Source organism: Streptomyces sp. NPDC086835, from assembly GCF_044745705.1.
Lineage (GTDB): Bacteria > Actinomycetota > Actinomycetes > Streptomycetales > Streptomycetaceae > Streptomyces.
Genome location: NZ_JBIVAU010000003.1, coordinates 568,484 through 585,417, shown reverse-complemented (window position 1 = coordinate 585,417; position 16,934 = coordinate 568,484). Strand labels below are relative to the sequence as shown.

The window sequence follows — 16,934 nt, the reverse complement described above, 5'->3', positions numbered from 1 at the left end:
GGGCGGGGGTCTGCACAAAAAGAGGGAGGGGGGGTCAGCGGGCCGGGGCGGCCAGGGGCTGGAGGGCATAGGGGTCCAGGGCGTCGCCGGGGTGGTGTTCGATGCCCACCCGGATGCCCAGGTCCTGTTCGGCGGCGGCCTCGAGGAACACTTCCATCGCCAGGGCGTCCTCGAAGGCGAAGCCGGTCGAGTCGAAGACGCTCAACGTGTCCTGCCGGCCGGCGGCGGCCGTCGGGTCGGCGCACAGCTGGGCCAGCTGCGGGCCCAGCCGGTCTGCCGCAAGGCGCTGGCACTCGCCCTCGCGCAGCGCCTGCTCGGGGTGGTCGGCGGTGACGAACGCCCGCTCGAGCAGGCCGAGCGGCAGCTCCGTCTTGCCGACGAGGTCCGCGCCGACGGCGTTGATGTGCAGGTGCTCGCGGACCTGCGTGTCGGGCAGGACCGGGCCCTGGCCGACGGCCACCGAGGTGGCGGTGGTGATGACGTCGGCCTCGGCGGCGATCCGGCCGGGCTCGGCGATCTCGATGCTGACGCCGGTGAACGCGGCACGGCGGGCGAAGCTTTCCCGGTGCGCCGCGTCGGTGTCCCACACCAGGGCCCGCTGCAGGGGCAGGACCAGGGACAGGGCGTGCAGCTGGGTGACGGCCTGGGCGCCGGTGCCGATCAGGCCCAGGGTGCGGCTGTCGGGGCGGGCCAGCAGGCGGGAGGCGACGGCGGAGGCGGCGCCGGTGCGCAGGGCGGTGAGCAGCACGCCGTCCATCAGGGCGGTCAGCGCGCCGGTGGTGTCGTCGTAGCGGGCGACGGTGCCCAGGATGGTCGGCAGGCCGAAGCGGGCGGGGTTGGCGGGGCTGTAGCCGACGGTCTTGAGGGTGATGTGGTCGCCGGGTTCGCGGTGCGGCATCCATTCCCAGATGCCGGGCACCGGTTCGCTGCGTTCCAGCCCGCCGCGCAGCGGGGACAGCTGCCGTTCGCCGCGGCCGATCTCGGCCAGTCCGCCGGCGAGGCGGTCGATGATGCGGCGCATCAGTTCGTCGCGGCCGACGGCGGCCACCACCTCGGCGACGTCGCGCCGGCCCAGGACCCAGGTCTCCATCGGGTGCTCCCCTTGATTGTTTCTCGCTCGTGCGTGGTTCCGGTCCGCCGGTCGCCGGCCCGCTGTTCGGGCGGCCCGGGTGCCGGGCCCCGTGGGCGGCATCCTGTCCGGCCCGGCTGACGCCGCCCTGATCGGCTCCTGACGGAGCGGCGGTGCGCGGGAGCGGCGCATCAGCGGCGTGTCAACGCCGCTGCGGACACTGGGCGCGACGCGAGGACGAAGCCGGAAAGGACCAACGATGCTGGACGGATGCGTTCCCTGGCCCGAGGATGTGGCCGCGAAGTACCGGGCGGCCGGCTACTGGCGGGGCGAGCCGCTGGGTGGGCTGCTGGGCCGCTGGGCCGAGCAGTACGGCGAGCGGGAGGCGCTGGTCGGCGCGGACGGCCGCTCGCGTGTCACCTACCGTGCCCTTGACCGGTGGTGCGACCGGCTGGCGGCGGGGTTCGCGGCGCGCGGGATCGGCGCCGGTGAGCGGGTGCTGGTGCAGCTGCCCAACACGCCGGAGTTCGTCGCGGTCTGCTTCGCGCTGTTCCGTCTGGGCGCGCTGCCGGTCTTCGCGCTGCCCGCGCACCGTGCGAGCGAGATCGGGCACCTGCTCGACCTGTCCGGCGCCGTCGCCCACATCGTGCCGGGCACGGGCACCGGCTACGACCATGTCGCAGCGGCCGCCCTGGCCCGCGCCCGGCACCCGCGCCTGGCGCAGGTGTTCGTGGCCGGCCAGGCGCCCGCGGTGCTGCCCGAGGGGTTCACCGCGCTGGCCGACGTGGACGGCGATGCGGTACCGCTGCCCGAGGTGGACGCCTCGCAGGTGGCGTTCTTCCTGCTGTCCGGGGGCACGACCGCGCTGCCGAAGCTGATCCCGCGGACCCACGACGACTACGCCTACCAGTGCCGGATCACGGCCGAGATCTGCGGCCTGGACGAGGACAGCGTCTATCTGGCGGTGCTGCCGGCCGAGTTCAACTTCCCCTTCGGCTGCCCGGGCATCCTGGGCACCCTGCACGCCGGCGGGCGGGTGGTGTTCGCGCTGTCCCCGCAGCCCGAGGAGTGCTTCGCGCTGATCGAACGCGAACGCGTCACCGTCACCTCCGTCATCCCCACGATCGTGCACCTGTGGCTGGCGGCCGCCGCCGAGGACCACGGCCGTGACCTGAGCAGCCTGGACCTGCTGCAGGTCGGCAGCGCCAAACTCCACGAGGAGCTCGCCGCCCGGATCGGCCCCGAACTGGGCGTGCGGCTGCAGCAGGTGTTCGGCATGGCCGAGGGGCTGCTGACCTTCACCCGCGACGACGACCCGGCGGAGGTGGTGCTGCGCACCCAGGGCCGGCCGGTGTCCCCCGCCGACGAGATACGCGTCGCCGACCAGGACGGCCGGCCCGTGCCCCGCGGCGAGACGGGTGAACTGCTCACCCGCGGCCCCTACACACTGCGCGGCTACTACCGTGCCCCCGAACACAACGCCCGCGCCTTCACCGAGGACGGGTTCTACCGCAGCGGTGACCTGGTGCGGCTCACACCGGACGGGCAGCTGGTGGTGGAGGGCAGGATCAAGGACGTCGTCATCCGCGGCGGCGACAAGGTGTCGGCGACCGAGGTCGAGGGCCACCTGAGCGCCCACCCCGACGTCCAGCAGGCCGCGGTCGTCGCCATGCCCGACGCGGTGTGGGGCGAGAAGGTCTGCGCCTACATCGTGCCCGCGCCCGGCCGCACCGCGCCGCCGACCGCGGCGCTGCGCCGGCTGCTGCGCGCGAGGGGACTGGCCGACTACAAGCTTCCCGACCGGGTGGAGGTCGTCGACGCGTTCCCGCTGACCGGCCTCAACAAGGTCGACAAGAAGGCCCTGGCCGCCGACATCGCCGCCAAGACCGCCCCCGCCCGCGGCACGGCCGGCGACAGCACCACGGCCGGTGACGGGATGTCCGGCAGCGGCGTGTCCGGCGGTGGTGCGGCCGGCAGCGGCCTGTCCGGCGGGCAGGGGGAGGCGGCGTGAGCGGGCCGGGGCCCCAGGGCGGCTACCGGGTGCCGTTCGCGCGGCGCGGTTCGGTGGTGGGCGAGGCGGACCTGGCGGCGCTGGGCGAACTGGTGCGCTCCGGCCGGTCGCTGACCTCGGGCGTGTGGCGGGAGAGGTTCGAGGAACAGTTCGCCCGCCTGACCGGCGCCCGGCACGCCCTCAGCGTCACCAGCGGCACCGTCGCGCTGGAGCTGGCGGTGCGGATGCTGGACCTGGCGCCGGGCGACGAGGTGATCGCCACCCCGCAGACGTTCCAGGCGACCGTGCAGCCGCTGCTCGACCACGACGTGCGGGTGCGGTTCTGCGACATCGACCCGGACACCCTCAACCTCGACCCGGCGGTCCTGGAGACACTGATCACCGACCGCACCCGGGCGATCATGCTCGTCCACTACGGCGGCAACCCGGCCGACATGGACCGCATCATGGCCCTGGCCCGCCGGCGCGGCATCATCGTCGTCGAGGACAGCGCGCACGCGCTGGGCGCCGTGTACCGGGGGCGGCGGCCGGGGGCGCTGGCGGACATCGGCTGCTTCAGTTTCCACTCCACGAAGAACATCACCACCCTCGGCGAGGGCGGCATGATCACCCTGTCGCGTGACGAGTGGGCGCAGCGGGTGGGACGGATCCGCGACAACGAGGCCGACGGCGTGTACGCGGCGCTGCCGGACACCGCCCGGGCGGATGCCCCGGCGCTGCTGCCGTGGATGAAGTTCGCGGACAGTGTGTACCGTCACCGGGCCGTCGGGGTCCGCGGGGCGGGCACGAACGCGACCATGTCGGAGGCGGCCGCGGCGGTGGGCGTGGTCCAACTGGCGTCGCTGGAGCGGTTCGTGGCCCGGCGCCGGCAGATCGCGCAGCGCCTGGACGAGGCGATCGCCGCGGTCGCCGGCACCCGGCTGCACCGGGCGGCGTCCGACAGCCTGCACGCCTACCACCTGTACACGTTCTTCCTCACCGGCGGACGGCAGGTGCGCGAGCGGTTCGTGCGCGCCCTGGACCGGCTGGGTGTCGAGGTCCAGCTGCGGTACTTCCCGCTCCACCTGTCGCCCGAGTGGCGGCTGCGCGGCCACGGGCCGGGTGAGTGCCCGACGGCCGAACGCATCTGGTTCGAGGAGCACATGAACCTGCCGTGCCATCCCGGCCTCAGTGACGCGCAGGTCGACCACATGGTCGAGGCGGTCACCCGCGCCCTGCACGAGGCCCACGGCACGGCGGCCCGGGTGGCGGCCGGGCACCTGTGAGAGCGCCTCACGGTTTTTTGTTGACGAGAGAAGAGGCGGGCGTATGCCGTTCATCGAAGTGAAGATCTACGACCGGCGGCTCGACGAGGAGTCGGAGCGTGCCCTGATCGAGCGTCTGACGCAGGCCACGGTCGATGTGTTCGGCGAGGACATCCGCGAACAGACCTGGATCGCTCTGACCCCGGTCCCGCCACGCCGCTGGGGCCTGGGCGGCGTCCCGGGCGAGTGAGCGGGGACGGGCGGCCGCGTTTGCCCACCGGCCCGCGCCTTCCGCGGCCGCCGGCCTTTGCGTGACGGCCGGCCCGCTCCCGCTCCCGTCGGCCTTTCCGTACGGGGCCGCTGCTTGCCCCTGCCCGGGCGCCGTTCTCCGCACCGGCCCGCGCTTTCCGTGCCGGCCGGGCCTTTGCGTGACGGCCGGCGCCGCTCCCCCGCTCCCCCGCTCCCGTCGGCCTTTTCCGTACGGGGCCGCTGCTTGCCCCTGCCCGGGCACCGTTCTCCGCACCGGCCCGCGCCTTCCGTGGCCGCCGGCCGGGCCTTTGCGTAACGGCCGGCGCCGCTCCCCGCTCCCCGGCTCCCCGGCTCCCGTCGGCCTTCCCGGACGGGCCGCTGCTTGCCCCTGCCCGGGCACCGTTCTCCGCACCGGCCCGCGCCTTCCGCGGCCGCCGGCCGGGCCTTTGCGTGACGGCCGGCGTGCCGGCGTCTTCCGCGCCCGGCGCCGCTCTCTGTCCCGTCGGCGGTTTCTGTACCGGCTGGCGTTAGGGGCGGTCTGCGTGCGGGGGTTGTCGGCCGGGTGGGCGGCTGCACGGCAGCGACGGCCCCGCCCTGGCGGTCCTGTGGGGTGACCTGAGGGGCGGGGCCGTCGGTGGGTGCAGCGCCCTGCGGCGGGCGGGGTGGTCAGGCGGTGGTGGTGGGTTCGGGGGCGGGTGTGTGGGGGTGGGGTGCGGCCTTGCGGTCGGCGCGGTGGAGCAGCAGTGCGGCGAGCAGGCCGCCGGTGAAGACGGCGGCGGCGCCGATGAGCTGGCTGGTGTTCACCGCGTCGGCGAACGCGTCGTGGACCTGCTGGGCCTGCTGGGGTGTGGTGGCGTCGCGCAGGGCCTCGTCGAGGGAGCCGGTGCCGGTGATGGCGGCGGGCAGCTGGGAGGCGAAGCGGGAGCCGAGGACGGCGCCGAGGATCGCCACGCCCAGTCCGCCGCCGAACTCGGTCAGGGTGCCCTGCACGCCCGCTCCGGCGCCGGCCTTGGCGGGCGGGATGGAGGACATGACGGCGGTGGCCATCGCGGGCATCGCCAGCGCGATGCCCGCGCCCATCAGGAGCAGGCCGGCGAGCATGCCGCCGTAGCCGGCGTCGGGGCCCGACCCGCCGACGGCGACCGCGCTCAGGCCGGCGGCCAGCAGCGTCATGCCCAGGGCGATGCTGCGGGCGGTCCCGAGCGCGGCCAGGAGTTTCGCGCCGACGCCGGCGAGGTTGAGAGCGACGATCGTCAGGGCCAGCGGCGCGGTGCGCAGACCGGCCTGCAGGGCGTCGTAGCCGAGGACGAGCTGGAGGTGCTGGGTGAGCAGGAACAGGGAGCCGGCCATGCCGAAGGCGACGAGCAGCCCGCCGGCGACGGCGCCGTTGAAGCGCCGGTCGGTGAAGAAGCCCATGTCGAGCATGGGGTGGGGGGTGTGCAGTTCCCAGCGGACGAACGCGGTGAGCGCGGCCGCGCCGACGGCGGCCGGCAGGAGGACCTGCGGGGCCGTCCAGCCGTGTTCGGGGCCGGAGATGATCGCGTAGACGACGCCGACCATGCCCAGGGTGGACAGCACGGCGCCGATCAGGTCGGGGCGGCGGCCCTGCGGGTTCTTCGTCTCGGGCACCAGGCGGGCGACGGCCAGCAGGCCCAGCAGCGCCACGGGCAGGTTGATCAGGAAGATCGAGCCCCACCAGAAGTGGTCGAGCAGGGCGCCGCCGAGCAGCGGGCCGGCCGCGAAGCCCAGCGAACTGGCCGCTCCCCACAGGCCGATCGCCCGGGGGCGTTCGTCGTCGTCGAAGACCTGCATGATGACGGCGAGGGTGGTGGTCGCCAGCAGCGCGCCGCCCACTCCCATGCCGGCCCGGGCGGCGATGAGCTGGGCGGAGTCCTGGGCGAAGGCCGCCCACGCCGACCCGGCGCCGAACAGCACCAGTCCGAGCATCAGCAGCCGCTTGCGGCCGTAGCGGTCGGCGAGACTGCCCGCGGTGAGCAGCAGCCCGGACTGCACCAGCGCATAGGCGTTGATCATCCATTGGATGTCGGCGGTGCTTGCGCCCAGGTCGGTGGTCAGGACCGGGATGGCGACGTTGAGGACGGTGTTGTCGAGCAGGACGACGAGCTGGGCCAGGCAGATCACGCCGAGGATGACCCAGCGCCTGGGGTCACGGTCGGCCGCGGGCGCGGGCCGGGTGCTGTGCAAGGGATGTCTCCAGGGGGTAGGGGCCCGCTGGTCGTGGGACCGTGAAGTCCGCACGGGCCCGGAGCGGTTGTTCTCTTCGTGCGGTGCCGGGGCCGCCGGCCCCGGCACCACCCCCATGGCCCGGCAGGCCCGCCAGGGCCGTGGGGCAGGGGGTCCCCGTCTTTGCGGGAGGCTTGCCGGCCAGGGCCGGCCGAGCACCGGCCACCGCGTGGTGATCGCCGGCCACCGCGTGGTGATCGCTGGCCACCGCCCCGGGGTTGCCGGCCCGGGCCGGCCGACTGCCGGTCGGGGCCGGGGGGTTGCCGGTCACTGCGGCGGGTTGCCGTGCTTGCGGGAGGGCAGGTCGGCGTGCTTGGTGCGGAGCATCGCGAGGGACCGGATGAGGACCTCGCGGGTCTCCGCCGGGTCGATGACGTCGTCGACCAGGCCGCGTTCGGCCGCGTAATACGGGTGCATCAGCTCGGCCTTGTACTCCTTGACCATGCGCGCCCGCATCGCCTCGGGGTCCTCGGCATCGGCGATCTGCCGACGGAAGATCACATTCGCCGCGCCCTCCGCGCCCATCACCGCGATCTCGTTGGTCGGCCAGGCGTAGGTGAGGTCCGCGCCGATGGACTGCGAATCCATCACGATGTACGCACCGCCGTACGCCTTGCGCAGGATCAGCGAGATCCGCGGCACGGTCGCGTTGCAGTACGCGTACAGCAGCTTCGCGCCGTGGCGGATGATGCCGCCGTGCTCCTGGTCCACCCCCGGCAGGAACCCGGGCACGTCCAGCAGCGTGACGATCGGGATGTTGAACGCGTCGCACATCTGCACGAAGCGGGCCGCCTTCTCGGACGCCTCGATGTCCAGCACCCCGGCCAGCGACTGCGGCTGGTTCGCGACGATACCGACCACCTGCCCGTCCAGCCGGGCCAACGCGCAGATGATGTTACGGGCCCAGCGCTCGTGGACCTCGAGGAAGTCACCGTCGTCGACGAGCTCCTCGATCACCTGATGCATGTCGTAGGGGCGGTTACCGTCCGCCGGCACCAGATCCAGCAACACGTCCGAGCGACGGTCGGCCGGGTCGCCGGCGGCGGCGGTGGGCGGGTTCTCCCGGTTGTTCGACGGCAGCATCGACAGCAGGTACCGGACCTCCGCGATGCACGTCTCCTCGTCGTCGTAGGCGAAATGCGCCACACCCGAGGTCTGCGCGTGCACATCCGCACCGCCCAGACCGTTCTGGGTGATCTCCTCACCCGTGACCGCCTTCACCACGTCCGGACCGGTGATGAACATCTGCGACGTCTCACGGACCATGAACACGAAGTCCGTCAGGGCGGGACTGTAGGCCGCACCGCCCGCACACGGACCCAGCATCACCGAGATCTGCGGAATCACCCCCGACGCACGCGTGTTGCGCTGAAAGATCCCGCCGTAACCGGCGAGCGCGCTGACACCCTCCTGGATCCGGGCCCCGGCACCGTCGTTCAACGACACCAGCGGCGCACCCGCCGCGATCGCCATGTCCATGATCTTGTGGATCTTCGTGGCATGCGCCTCACCCAGCGCACCACCGAAGATCCGGAAATCATGCGCGTAGACGAACACCGTCCGGCCCTCGACCGTGCCCCAACCGGTGATCACACCATCGGTGAACGGCTTCTTCGCCTCCAGACCGAAACCCGTCGCCCGATGCCGGCGCAACTGCTCCACCTCACGGAACGAGCCCTCGTCCAGCAGCAGAGCGATCCGCTCACGAGCCGTCAACTTGCCCTTCGCATGCTGCGCCTCGGTCGCCCTCTCACTCGGCCCCCGCACAGCCTGCTCACGGATCTCGTGCAGCTCGGCCACCCGGCCCCGGGCGTCGGTCGGCCCCGCGTCGGCGGGGATGTCCTTCAGCATCACCACGACTCCTCGTCCCTTCTCTTCGACCGGGGCGGCCGGCGGGCCACCCCCACACAATAACAAACCGCTTGCGCGGTTTTTGGTGTGTGGGGGTGGGGATGGCCGGTCCTCGCCCGTGAACCTGTGTGCGGGCGGGTGGTCATCGCCAGCTGTGCGGGGCGCGGAAGGCGCCGGCGGGCTGCCGGCGCCAGTACGCGCGGGTGTGTGTCGTGTCCGGTTCCCGTGGGGGGCGGCGGGTGGCGAGCAGGGAGAACAGCGTCGCGGTGACGGCGGCGAGTTCTTCGGTGCTGGCCACTCCGCGCTCGACGCGCAGGAGGGCTGCGCTGTGGTCGTCGGCCGGTGTCATGTCGTCCCCAATTCCTTCGGCGGTGCGGCTGCGGCGGGGCCCGGGCCCCGCGCGTCCCCCGGCCGGGTCTCGGCCGGGGGACGCGCGGGGTACGGGCGGGGCAGGGCCCGGGTAGGGCCCTGCCGGAGCCCCGGTGGGACCCGGGTGGGGCCTGGATGGGCGCCTGGCAGGGCCCATGGGTGGCCGGGGCCCGGCCGGTGGGTGCGGTCGGGCCCGGTTCCCGGCCGGGTCCGGTCCGAATGGACCGGGTGGTTCGGTCGGGTCCGGCCGGTGGGGCGGCCCGGTCCGTTTTCCGGCCGGGTCCGGCCCGGATCGGCCGGTGGGTACGGCTCAGGTTCCGGCCGGTGTGGGCCGGTCGGGGCGGCGGCCCCACTGCGCCGGCCGGTGTGGGCCGGTCGGGGCGGCGGCCCCACTGCGCCGGCCGCGCCGCCCGGACGCGGGCCCGGGCGGCTGCCCCGGCGCGGTGGGGCGGGGTGGGGTCAGCCGGTCTTGCGTCGGTGGAAGGTGCGGCGGCCGGCGTGGCGGGCCTTGACGCGGCTCTCTTCCTGGGCCGCCTTGGCCAGCGCGTTGTGTTCCTTGCGCTCCAGCGCCTGCCGGAACCGGCGCTTGGCCTCCTGGGCGGCCTCGTTGCGCTCGGGTGTATCGGTCATGGATGCCTCCTGGGCTGGTCGACGGCGGCGCGAGCGGCCCGCTCCGGGGGGCGGGCGAGGAGAGGGAAATGTCCCCGCCCGGCCGGGCGGCCGGTGCGCCCAGCCCACCGCGCCCCGCTCGAGAACGGGTCGACGTCGACTCGTGACGCCGCCGGGAACCACCTGCACCCCACCCCAGCCGGCCCGTCCTCGTCCCCTTCTCCCCCTCCGCGCCGGGGCAGTTTCTTCGGCGGCGGCACGGCCGCGCCCGCCCCCCGGCGCGGGAAACGCAGCCGGCCCGCCTCCGTACCGGGGCGGGATGCGCACCGGTACGGGGACGGGCAGGGCGGGGCGGGGTGTGGGGTCAGGCGGCGTGGGCGGGGCGGGTGTGGGTGGCGGGGGGGTGGGTGCGGTAGCGGGGGGTGTGGCCGGGCGGGACGAGGGCGGGCAGCAGGGGCTGCCACAGGGCGTGGACGCGGTGGGCGAGTTCGGTGGGGGTCAGGCCGGTGCCGGCCAGGACGCCGATGCCGCAGACGGCGGCGGTCAGCAGGCTCTGGCCGCCTTCGCCGGCGGCGTCCTCGCGCAGGTCGCCGGCGGCGGCGGCCTGGCCGAGGAGCCGCAGGACCTCGGTGATCCATGTCTGGTGGAAGTCGGTGGCGGCCGGGTGGCGGCCGGCGCGTTCGTTGGTGATGCGCAGTCCGGCGCGTACGACGGGGTCCTGGTAGAGGGCGTCGGCCAGCCAGTGGGTGAGGTCGATCAGGGCCTGCAGGGGGGCGGCGCCGGCCTCCCACTGCTGCTGGAGGAAGTCGCACAGCAGTTGCCGGCCGCGTTCCTGGACGGCGTCGGCGAGGCCTTCCTTGGAGGCGAAGTGGAAGTACAGCGCGCCTTTGGTCATGCCGGCGGCGCCGGCGATCTGGCCGAGTGTGGCACTGGCGTAGCCGTACCGGTCGAACATCTGGGCGCCCGCGAGGACCAGCCTGCGGCGGGTGCGTTCCGATCTGGCCTGCATCCCGGTTCCCCTCTCTTCCCTTCACCTGCCCGGCCCCCATCGGCCGGCCCCTTTTTTGCCCCGTGACCCGGCCCCGGCGCCGCCGCCGGCGTCGCCTGTGTGTGTCCGTGTCCGTCCGGGGTCCCGTGTGCTGTCTGTCCTGTCCGTGAGCCGCGCGCCCGTACGGCCGACCGTACTCCGCGTCCGGCACCTTCCGTACTCCAGGCCCGCCTTTTGGCGTACTCGGTGCCGCACTGCGTACCGGACCTGCCGTGCTCCGGGCAGGGTGCCGGACTCGGTGCCGGGCCGGGCTGGGCTGCCGGGCCGGGTGTGCCGGGTTGGGCCCGGGGTTTTCGTCAGCCGGCCCGGCTGAGCCGCTCGCCGGTGCGGGGGGCGGGCTCGAGCTGCGGTTCGGGGTGGGCCATCAGGATGGAGCGCTGCAGGCGGCGCAGGGCGGCGGAGGGCTCCAGGCCCAGTTCGCGTACCAGGGCGCCGCGCAGCCGCTGGTAGACCTCCAGTGCCTCGCTGCGGCGGCCCGAGCGGTGCAGGGCGAGCATGAACTGGCCGTGCAGGTTCTCGTGGGTGCGGTAGCGGCTGACCAGGACGGTCAGTTCGCCCAGCAGCTCGCGGTGGCGGCCCAGGCGCAGGTCGGCCTCGATGCGCTGGTCCAGTGCGCACAGCCGGGTCTCCTCCAGCCGCCGCGCGTGCATCTCCAGCAGGACCCCGGTCTGCACCCCGGCCAGCGCGGAACCGGTCCACAGCGCCAGTGCCTCCCGCAGCTGGCGGGCGGCGCCGGCGAAGTCCCCGGCGTCCATCGCCCGGTATCCCTGCCCGGCCAGCAGCTCGAACTCGCGCACATCGCTGGTGCCGCCCGAGGTGTTCAGCAGATAGCCGCCGGGCGAGGTCACCAGCACGTCCTTGGCGCTGCGCCGCCCGCCCTCCGGCGCGTCCTGCCCACCGCTCCGCGACGTGCCCGGCGGCGTGCCGTGGGGGGTGCGGGGCAAGGTGTCGTGGACCAGCGCCGCGGAGATCAGCTCCCGCAGTTGCAGGACGTAGGTCTGCAGCGTGGTGCGCGCGCTGCGCGGCGGCCGCTGGCCCCACAGTTCCTCGGTGAGCGATGCCACCGGCACCACCCGGTCGGCATGCAGCGCCAGCAGAGCCAGCACCTGGCGCGGTTTGGGCGCCGTCGGGGTCACCGAGACCCCGTTCTCTCTGACGGCCAGCTCCCCCAGCACATCGATGTCCACGCCGTCTCCCCTGTGTCGAAATCGCGCACGCCTTCACCGCAGCACGCCGGCCGCAGCTCACGGCCCGCCGCGTAGCAGCCGGACACCACCGAGTAAAAAACAGGGCGGACGGTTTGTCAATACGAGACCGCTCGTGCTGTTTCTGTTGGCGTGCGGGACGTCGCTCCCGCCTGAACGGCCAAGCGGGACAGGGGTGAAAGTGGGGCAGTGCGGGCGGATTGGTAGGGGTGGCGTCCGACTGAACGCAGGGGAAACAGGGCGGGTGGTCTGCTATGGGGTGGTGGTGCCGTGGCCGGCGGGGACGATGGGCCGGCCGGGGGCGAGGCGGGGCAGCATCAGTTCCCAGAAGCCGGTGATCTTGGGTGCGGACAGCCATTCGCGGTCGGCCGCGCCCAGGACCTCGAAGCCGACGGTGGCCGCGACGACGGCGGGGGCGGCGCCGCGGGAGGACAGACCCTCGGCCAGGTGGCCCTCGCGCTCGGCGTCGTGCAGCATCCGCTCGACCCAGCCCCGCCACACCCCGCGCAGGTCCGGGCCGCCGGCCCGGGAGACGTCCGCGCTCAGATCGAACCCGGCCCGTACCACCACGTCGTCCGCCAGCGCGCCCATCAGCGCGTGGGTGGCGTCCACCAGCGCCTGCAGCGCCCCGCCCGGCAGCGCCGGACGCGGCGAGGTGATCCGCCCCAGCCGCTCGGCCGCCTCCTGCTCCACCGCCCGCGCCAGCGCGTTCTTGTTCTCGAAATGGAAGTGCAGCGCCCCGTTGCTGACCCCGGCCCGGGCACTGATCACGGCCAGCGAAGCAGGCGCGAACCCCTCCCGCGCGAACACTTCGGCCGCGGCACGTACCAGCGCCTGCCGCGTGCGGGCCGCACGCTCCTGCTTGACCATCGCAGCGATCCCCTCACTGACGGACGGCGGGCCGCACACACGCCCCGCCCCTGTGCCCACCCCGCACGGCGGACGACCCGGGCACCGGGCGGCACACGCCATGCCCCGCTCCCCCACCGGCCGCGGGACGACATCCAAAGATTAACAAACCGCTTACGCGGTTTGTAAGTGGGTGAGGGGATTCCGCTGCACCCCGCCCCTCCCCCGGTCCCCTCCCCGCCCCGGGCCGGGGACGGAACAACCGGCCCGGATACGGAGAACGGCCCCGGAACACCCCGCCCCCCGGGAGGTGAGGCCCGGCGCCCCCCGCGGGGCGGGGAGGCCGGGCCGGCGGTCACCGGCGGTCAGGGGACCCGGCCGGGGTACGCGGCGCGGGGTGTTGCGGGGGCCGGCGGTCACGGGACCCGGCCGGGGTGCGCGGCGCGGGGGGTGTGCGCGGGGCTGGGGGGTCAGGGGGTCGGTGGGGTGGGGGGTCCGAGGTGGACGGGCAGGGTGCGGTAGCCGCTGATGATGAACGACTCGAGCGGCTGCAGTTCGCCGACCGGGCGGGCCAGGCGTATGCCGGGGAAGCGGGTGAAGAGCGCGGACAGGGCGATGGTGGCCTCCAGGCGGGCCAGCGGGGCGCCCAGGCAGTAGTGGACGCCGTGGCCGAAGGCGACGCTCTCGCCGCGCGGACGCAGCAGGTCGAAGGTGTCGGCGTCCTTGCCGTGCCGGGCGGGGTCCAGGCCCGCGGCGGCGAAGGACACGATGATCACGTCGCCCTTGCGGATCAGGACGCCGTCCAGGTCGATGTCCTCGACGGCGTAGCGCAGGGGGATGTAGGCGGCGGGGTTGTGGGTGCGCAGGGTCTCGGCGATCACGTCGGGCCAGTCGGCGCGGCCCGCGCGCAGGTGCTCGAGTTGGCGGGGCAGGGAGAGCAGGGCGGCGACCGCGTTGCTGATCAGGTTGCTGGTCGTCTCCTGGCCGGCGCCGATCATCAGGTTCAGGGTCGAGATCAGTTCCTGTTCGCTCAGCCGTTCACCGCCGTCCCGGGCGGCGATCAGCGCGGAGGTCAGGTCCGGGCCGGGCTCGGCGCGCCGGGTGGCGACCAGGGCGGCCAGCAGTTCGGTCACCCTGTCCTGGGCCCTGGCCATCTCGTCGGCCGGGACCGAGGTGCCCAGGGTGGTGTCGATCGCCGCGCACAGGGCCTGCCGGTCGGGTCCTTCGACGCCGAACAGTTCGCAGATCACGCGCATCGGCAGCAGCTTCGCGAACGCCGTCCGCAGATCCACCACCCCCTCCTCCTCGCCCTTGGGGCCGGTGGCGTGGGCGGCGGAGGTCATCTCGTCCAGCAGGGCGGCCGTGATCCGCTCGATCCGCGGCGCGAGTTCACGGCTGCGGCGCGCGGTGAACGCCCCCGCCACCAGCCGCCGCAGCCGGGTGTGTTCCTCCCCGTAGGCGAACAGCATCGTGGGCGCCGACACCCAGTGGTACAGCGGCCACTGCGGCGTGATCCGCCCCTGGACGAACGCCGGCCAGTGCCGGCCGGCGTCCTTGGAGACCCGCCGGTCCGTCAACAGCCGCTTGAGCGGCTCGTGTCCCGTCACCGCCCACGCCCGGACCCCGCCCGGCAGCACCACCCGCGCCGCCGGCCCCTGCTCCCGCAACAACGCCGCCTCCCCCGCCAGATCACGCCCCGTCACATCGAGCACATACGGACACCCCACCCCGGCCACGCCCGTCTCCCCGTCCCTGTCCACATCCACGTCCATGTCCAACTCCCCCTGTTTCGTCCAGGCTTCTACCGGCCGCGCCCCATGGCACGCACCGCCACCCTGCCCACCCCCACGCCCCCGCACCCCCACACCCCACCCCGGACCACCGGACCCCGACCCCCGGGCCCCGGCCGCCCGGAACGGGCCGCCGGTCGCGGGCACGAAGCCGCCGGACCGCCGGCCGCGGGCCGCGGACCGGAGCAGCGGGCAGCGTGCCACGGGGAGCCGGGCGCGGGCCGGAGCAGCGGGCAGCTTGGGCGCGGGCCACGGGCAGTCGGGCGCGGACAGCGGCCCGGGCAGCGCGGGCCGGGGGCAGCGGGCCGGGGCAGTCGGGCGGCGGCGCATGCCCGGGCGGTGAACGGCGGCAGCCTGCGCGCCCACCGCCGGGCCGGCCGCACGGACACGCCACCGTCCCACCGCGCCACCGCGCCACCGCGCCGCCGGGCCGCCGGACCGGGGGCGGACGCAACTCCCGTGTTCCGGCCCGGTACAAGGCGCCGGAGATGCCCGGGCCACGGGCACTCGCCTCCGACCGCCGGCAGCCCACAGCCCGCAGCCCGCAGCCCGCAGCCCGCAGCCCGCAGCCACAAGGGGGCCGGCCGTCCGAGACGCCGGCCACCGGCACACCCCGGACCCGGCACAGCCGCACCGACCCCGACCGGTCCCGGACCCGGACCCGGATCCCGGTCCGGGGCCTGGTAGCCCGGCGCGGCCTGCCGGGTCCGTGTGACGCAGCGACCGCGTGACGAGCTACACCACTCCCAGGCGTCGCAACACCACGGGAACCGGCGTCAGGCACCCACGGCACCGGACACACAAAACCCGGCGCACACCCCGAAGTTGCCGACCCGGACCACGTACCGGCGGAAGGGCGCCCGGCCAGGTACGGCGGCCCGCGGCCGGTACGGCACGAGAACACGCGGCAGCCGGGGCCGGAAGAGCGGCGCAGGAACGGAGGTCGCCCGGCCGGGCGCGGCGGCACAGAGGCCGGAGCAACCGGAACAAGGGGCCGGTCCGGGGCCGGGGCCGGGGAAACGGTGGCGCAGCCAGGTAGCGCCTGGGTGCGGGCACGGCAGGCCTTGAACGGGCCTGAGAGAACCCCGGACAGCCCCTCCGCACCGACCCCAGGGCAGAACCATGGGGGGCCATGGGGGCCACGGCGGGACAGGCCGCCCACGGCAGGGAACAAAAAGCCGAACGGCCAACGGCAGACGGTCCGTACGACCGGGGCACGGGGCCGGGGCTGCCCGGCCCCGTGCGCAACGGCCCGGCGCGGCAGCACGACCACAACGGCCCGAGGACGCCGGCCCGACGGCCCGGGCGCCACCACTGGGCCGGGGTGAGGCCCGCAGAGCCCGGCCAGGGTGGCCCGAGCGCGGCCGCCGCGGGAGGGCGGGGCAGCGCGACTGCCGGACCACGGCTGGGGGCTGTGACGGCCGGGGGCTGTGGCGGCTGGGGGCTGTGACGGGTCGATCTGAGGGTGCCCGCACGCCCGGCCGGCGCCCGGCGCCCGCCCGCGGGCGGGCGGGTGTGCGGGCCGGCGCCGCCCGTGGGCGGGGCAGGATGTGTGTCGGGCCGGCGCCGCCCGTGGACGGCGGCGGCGCAACGCCGGGGAGCGGGGGTCAGTGGGCGGCGGGCTCGGGGGCGGCGTCGCGGCGGCGGAGGGCCTCCTCGTAGGCGCGCACCCCGCGGCCGGGAGAGAAGTCCAGGCGTACCAGCACCCCGGGCACGGCGATCGCCGTCATCAGGAACCGGTACAGATCGGCGACCCGCTCGGTCATGTCCTGCCGGCCGGTCATGATGTTCGACAGCACCTGCACCCCGGTGAACGCGCCCACGAACGTCTTGGCCGCCCCCACCAGGTCCACATGCGGCAGGATCTCCCCGGCCGCCTGCGCCTGCTCGAACAGCACCTGCGTCTGCTCCATCCACGCCTGCATCGGCACCCGCCGGTCCAGCCCGTCACGCAGCGCACCCTGCTCCACCGTCAGGCGCACACTGCCCCGCACGATCGGGTCCCCGGTGTCCCGGCGCAGCAGATGCGCCAGCAGCAGCGCCCGGTCCACCGCCGTCTGCAGCATCAACTCGCCCTCCGGCAGGTCCGGCAGCGCATGCACCTGCTCCGCCAGCACCCCCTGCGCCAGCTCCTCCTTGGAGGCGAAATGGAAGTACAGCGCCCCCTTCGTCAGACCCGACCGCTTCAGGATCTCGGAAATGGTCGCCGCCTCGTAACCGACCTCGTCGAACACCTCGGCCGCCGCCACCAAAATCGCCCGCCGCGTCCTCACGGCCCGCTCCTGCCGCGCCATCACCACCACCTCCGACATCCCCGCACCAACGAAAAGAAACCGGCGGGTTCGTATCTTAGCAGCCCAGCGCCCTGCGGCCAGCCCGCGAACACACTCGGGCCC

Annotated in this window: 13 protein-coding genes; 3 read left to right on the top strand and 10 right to left on the bottom strand. The window is 74.5% G+C overall.

All coding sequences use genetic code 11. From position 1 onward, the window contains the following. Positions 1-34: 34 nt before the first annotated feature. Positions 35-1,090 carry an ornithine cyclodeaminase family protein gene (locus tag ACIPJI_RS14165; RefSeq protein WP_307710983.1) on the bottom strand — a complete coding sequence of 352 codons (1,056 nt, stop codon included), beginning with the start codon at positions 1,088-1,090 and terminating at the stop codon, positions 35-37. Between the two features lie 238 nt (positions 1,091-1,328). On the opposite strand from ACIPJI_RS14165, the gene ACIPJI_RS14160 reads away from it, so the two are divergent. Genes ACIPJI_RS14160 through ACIPJI_RS14150 form a run of 3 tightly spaced genes read left to right on the top strand, consistent with a single transcriptional unit; the run spans position 1,329 to position 4,574 of the window. Then, positions 1,329-3,080: a (2,3-dihydroxybenzoyl)adenylate synthase gene (locus ACIPJI_RS14160; protein WP_307710982.1), complete on the top strand. Its 1,752-nt coding sequence runs from the start codon at positions 1,329-1,331 to the stop codon at positions 3,078-3,080. Continuing rightward, positions 3,077-4,345, top strand: a complete 1,269-nt coding sequence (locus tag ACIPJI_RS14155; protein WP_307710981.1) for a DegT/DnrJ/EryC1/StrS aminotransferase family protein — start codon at positions 3,077-3,079, stop codon at positions 4,343-4,345. Before ACIPJI_RS14160 ends, ACIPJI_RS14155 begins: the two co-directional genes overlap by 4 nt. Before the next feature lie 43 nt (positions 4,346-4,388). Further along, positions 4,389-4,574 (top strand): 4-oxalocrotonate tautomerase family protein, encoded by a 186-nt coding sequence (locus ACIPJI_RS14150; protein WP_307710980.1) that lies wholly within the window; start codon positions 4,389-4,391, stop codon positions 4,572-4,574. 665 nt (positions 4,575-5,239) lie between these two features. On the opposite strand, the gene ACIPJI_RS14145 is transcribed toward ACIPJI_RS14150, so the two are convergent. The 9 genes from ACIPJI_RS14145 to ACIPJI_RS14105 form a co-directional block, all read right to left on the bottom strand. Further along, positions 5,240-6,778: an MFS transporter gene (locus tag ACIPJI_RS14145; RefSeq protein WP_402246388.1), complete on the bottom strand. Its 1,539-nt coding sequence runs from the start codon at positions 6,776-6,778 to the stop codon at positions 5,240-5,242. Between the two features lie 306 nt (positions 6,779-7,084). Further along, entirely contained in the window at positions 7,085-8,668 is a 1,584-nt protein-coding gene (locus ACIPJI_RS14140) for an acyl-CoA carboxylase subunit beta (protein ID WP_402246386.1), read from the bottom strand. 142 nt (positions 8,669-8,810) lie between these two features. After that, positions 8,811-9,017 carry an acyl-CoA carboxylase subunit epsilon gene (locus ACIPJI_RS14135; RefSeq protein ID WP_307710977.1) on the bottom strand — a complete coding sequence of 69 codons (207 nt, stop codon included), beginning with the start codon at positions 9,015-9,017 and terminating at the stop codon, positions 8,811-8,813. A 479-nt stretch (positions 9,018-9,496) separates the two neighbouring features. Beyond that, positions 9,497-9,667, bottom strand: a complete 171-nt coding sequence (locus ACIPJI_RS14130; RefSeq protein ID WP_402246384.1) for a DUF5302 family protein — start codon at positions 9,665-9,667, stop codon at positions 9,497-9,499. Positions 9,668-10,010: 343 nt separating this feature from the next. Then, complete coding sequence (locus ACIPJI_RS14125) at positions 10,011-10,655, bottom strand: ScbR family autoregulator-binding transcription factor (RefSeq protein WP_356625567.1); 645 nt, start codon at positions 10,653-10,655, stop codon at positions 10,011-10,013. Between the two features lie 335 nt (positions 10,656-10,990). Continuing rightward, positions 10,991-11,881 carry a BTAD domain-containing putative transcriptional regulator gene (locus ACIPJI_RS14120; protein ID WP_402246382.1) on the bottom strand — a complete coding sequence of 297 codons (891 nt, stop codon included), beginning with the start codon at positions 11,879-11,881 and terminating at the stop codon, positions 10,991-10,993. A 270-nt stretch (positions 11,882-12,151) separates the two neighbouring features. Then, positions 12,152-12,769 (bottom strand): ScbR family autoregulator-binding transcription factor, encoded by a 618-nt coding sequence (locus ACIPJI_RS14115; protein WP_356625564.1) that lies wholly within the window; start codon positions 12,767-12,769, stop codon positions 12,152-12,154. Positions 12,770-13,218: 449 nt separating this feature from the next. After that, on the bottom strand, positions 13,219-14,520 hold the full coding sequence (locus tag ACIPJI_RS14110; protein ID WP_402246380.1) for a cytochrome P450: 1,302 nt from the start codon (positions 14,518-14,520) through the stop codon (positions 13,219-13,221). A gap of 1,625 nt (positions 14,521-16,145) precedes the next feature. Then, the gene (locus tag ACIPJI_RS14105) at positions 16,146-16,832 is read right to left on the bottom strand and encodes a ScbR family autoregulator-binding transcription factor (RefSeq protein ID WP_307711198.1); all 687 of its coding nucleotides are present in this window, start codon (positions 16,830-16,832) and stop codon (positions 16,146-16,148) included. Between the last annotated feature and the right edge of the window lie 102 nt (positions 16,833-16,934).

What these genes read in the sequence shown, in the direction of transcription:
- ACIPJI_RS14165 (WP_307710983.1), bottom strand. Translation starts at nt 1,090, where the DNA reads ATGGAGACCTGGGTCCTGGGCCGGCGCGACGTCGCCGAGGTGGTGGCC.
- ACIPJI_RS14160 (WP_307710982.1), top strand. Translation starts at nt 1,329, where the DNA reads ATGCTGGACGGATGCGTTCCCTGGCCCGAGGATGTGGCCGCGAAGTAC.
- ACIPJI_RS14150 (WP_307710980.1), top strand. Translation starts at nt 4,389, where the DNA reads ATGCCGTTCATCGAAGTGAAGATCTACGACCGGCGGCTCGACGAGGAG.
- ACIPJI_RS14140 (WP_402246386.1), bottom strand. Translation starts at nt 8,668, where the DNA reads ATGCTGAAGGACATCCCCGCCGACGCGGGGCCGACCGACGCCCGGGGC.
- ACIPJI_RS14135 (WP_307710977.1), bottom strand. Translation starts at nt 9,017, where the DNA reads ATGACACCGGCCGACGACCACAGCGCAGCCCTCCTGCGCGTCGAGCGC.
- ACIPJI_RS14130 (WP_402246384.1), bottom strand. Translation starts at nt 9,667, where the DNA reads ATGACCGATACACCCGAGCGCAACGAGGCCGCCCAGGAGGCCAAGCGC.
- ACIPJI_RS14125 (WP_356625567.1), bottom strand. Translation starts at nt 10,655, where the DNA reads ATGCAGGCCAGATCGGAACGCACCCGCCGCAGGCTGGTCCTCGCGGGC.
- ACIPJI_RS14115 (WP_356625564.1), bottom strand. Translation starts at nt 12,769, where the DNA reads ATGGTCAAGCAGGAGCGTGCGGCCCGCACGCGGCAGGCGCTGGTACGT.
- ACIPJI_RS14110 (WP_402246380.1), bottom strand. Translation starts at nt 14,520, where the DNA reads ATGGACGTGGATGTGGACAGGGACGGGGAGACGGGCGTGGCCGGGGTG.
- ACIPJI_RS14105 (WP_307711198.1), bottom strand. Translation starts at nt 16,832, where the DNA reads ATGGCGCGGCAGGAGCGGGCCGTGAGGACGCGGCGGGCGATTTTGGTG.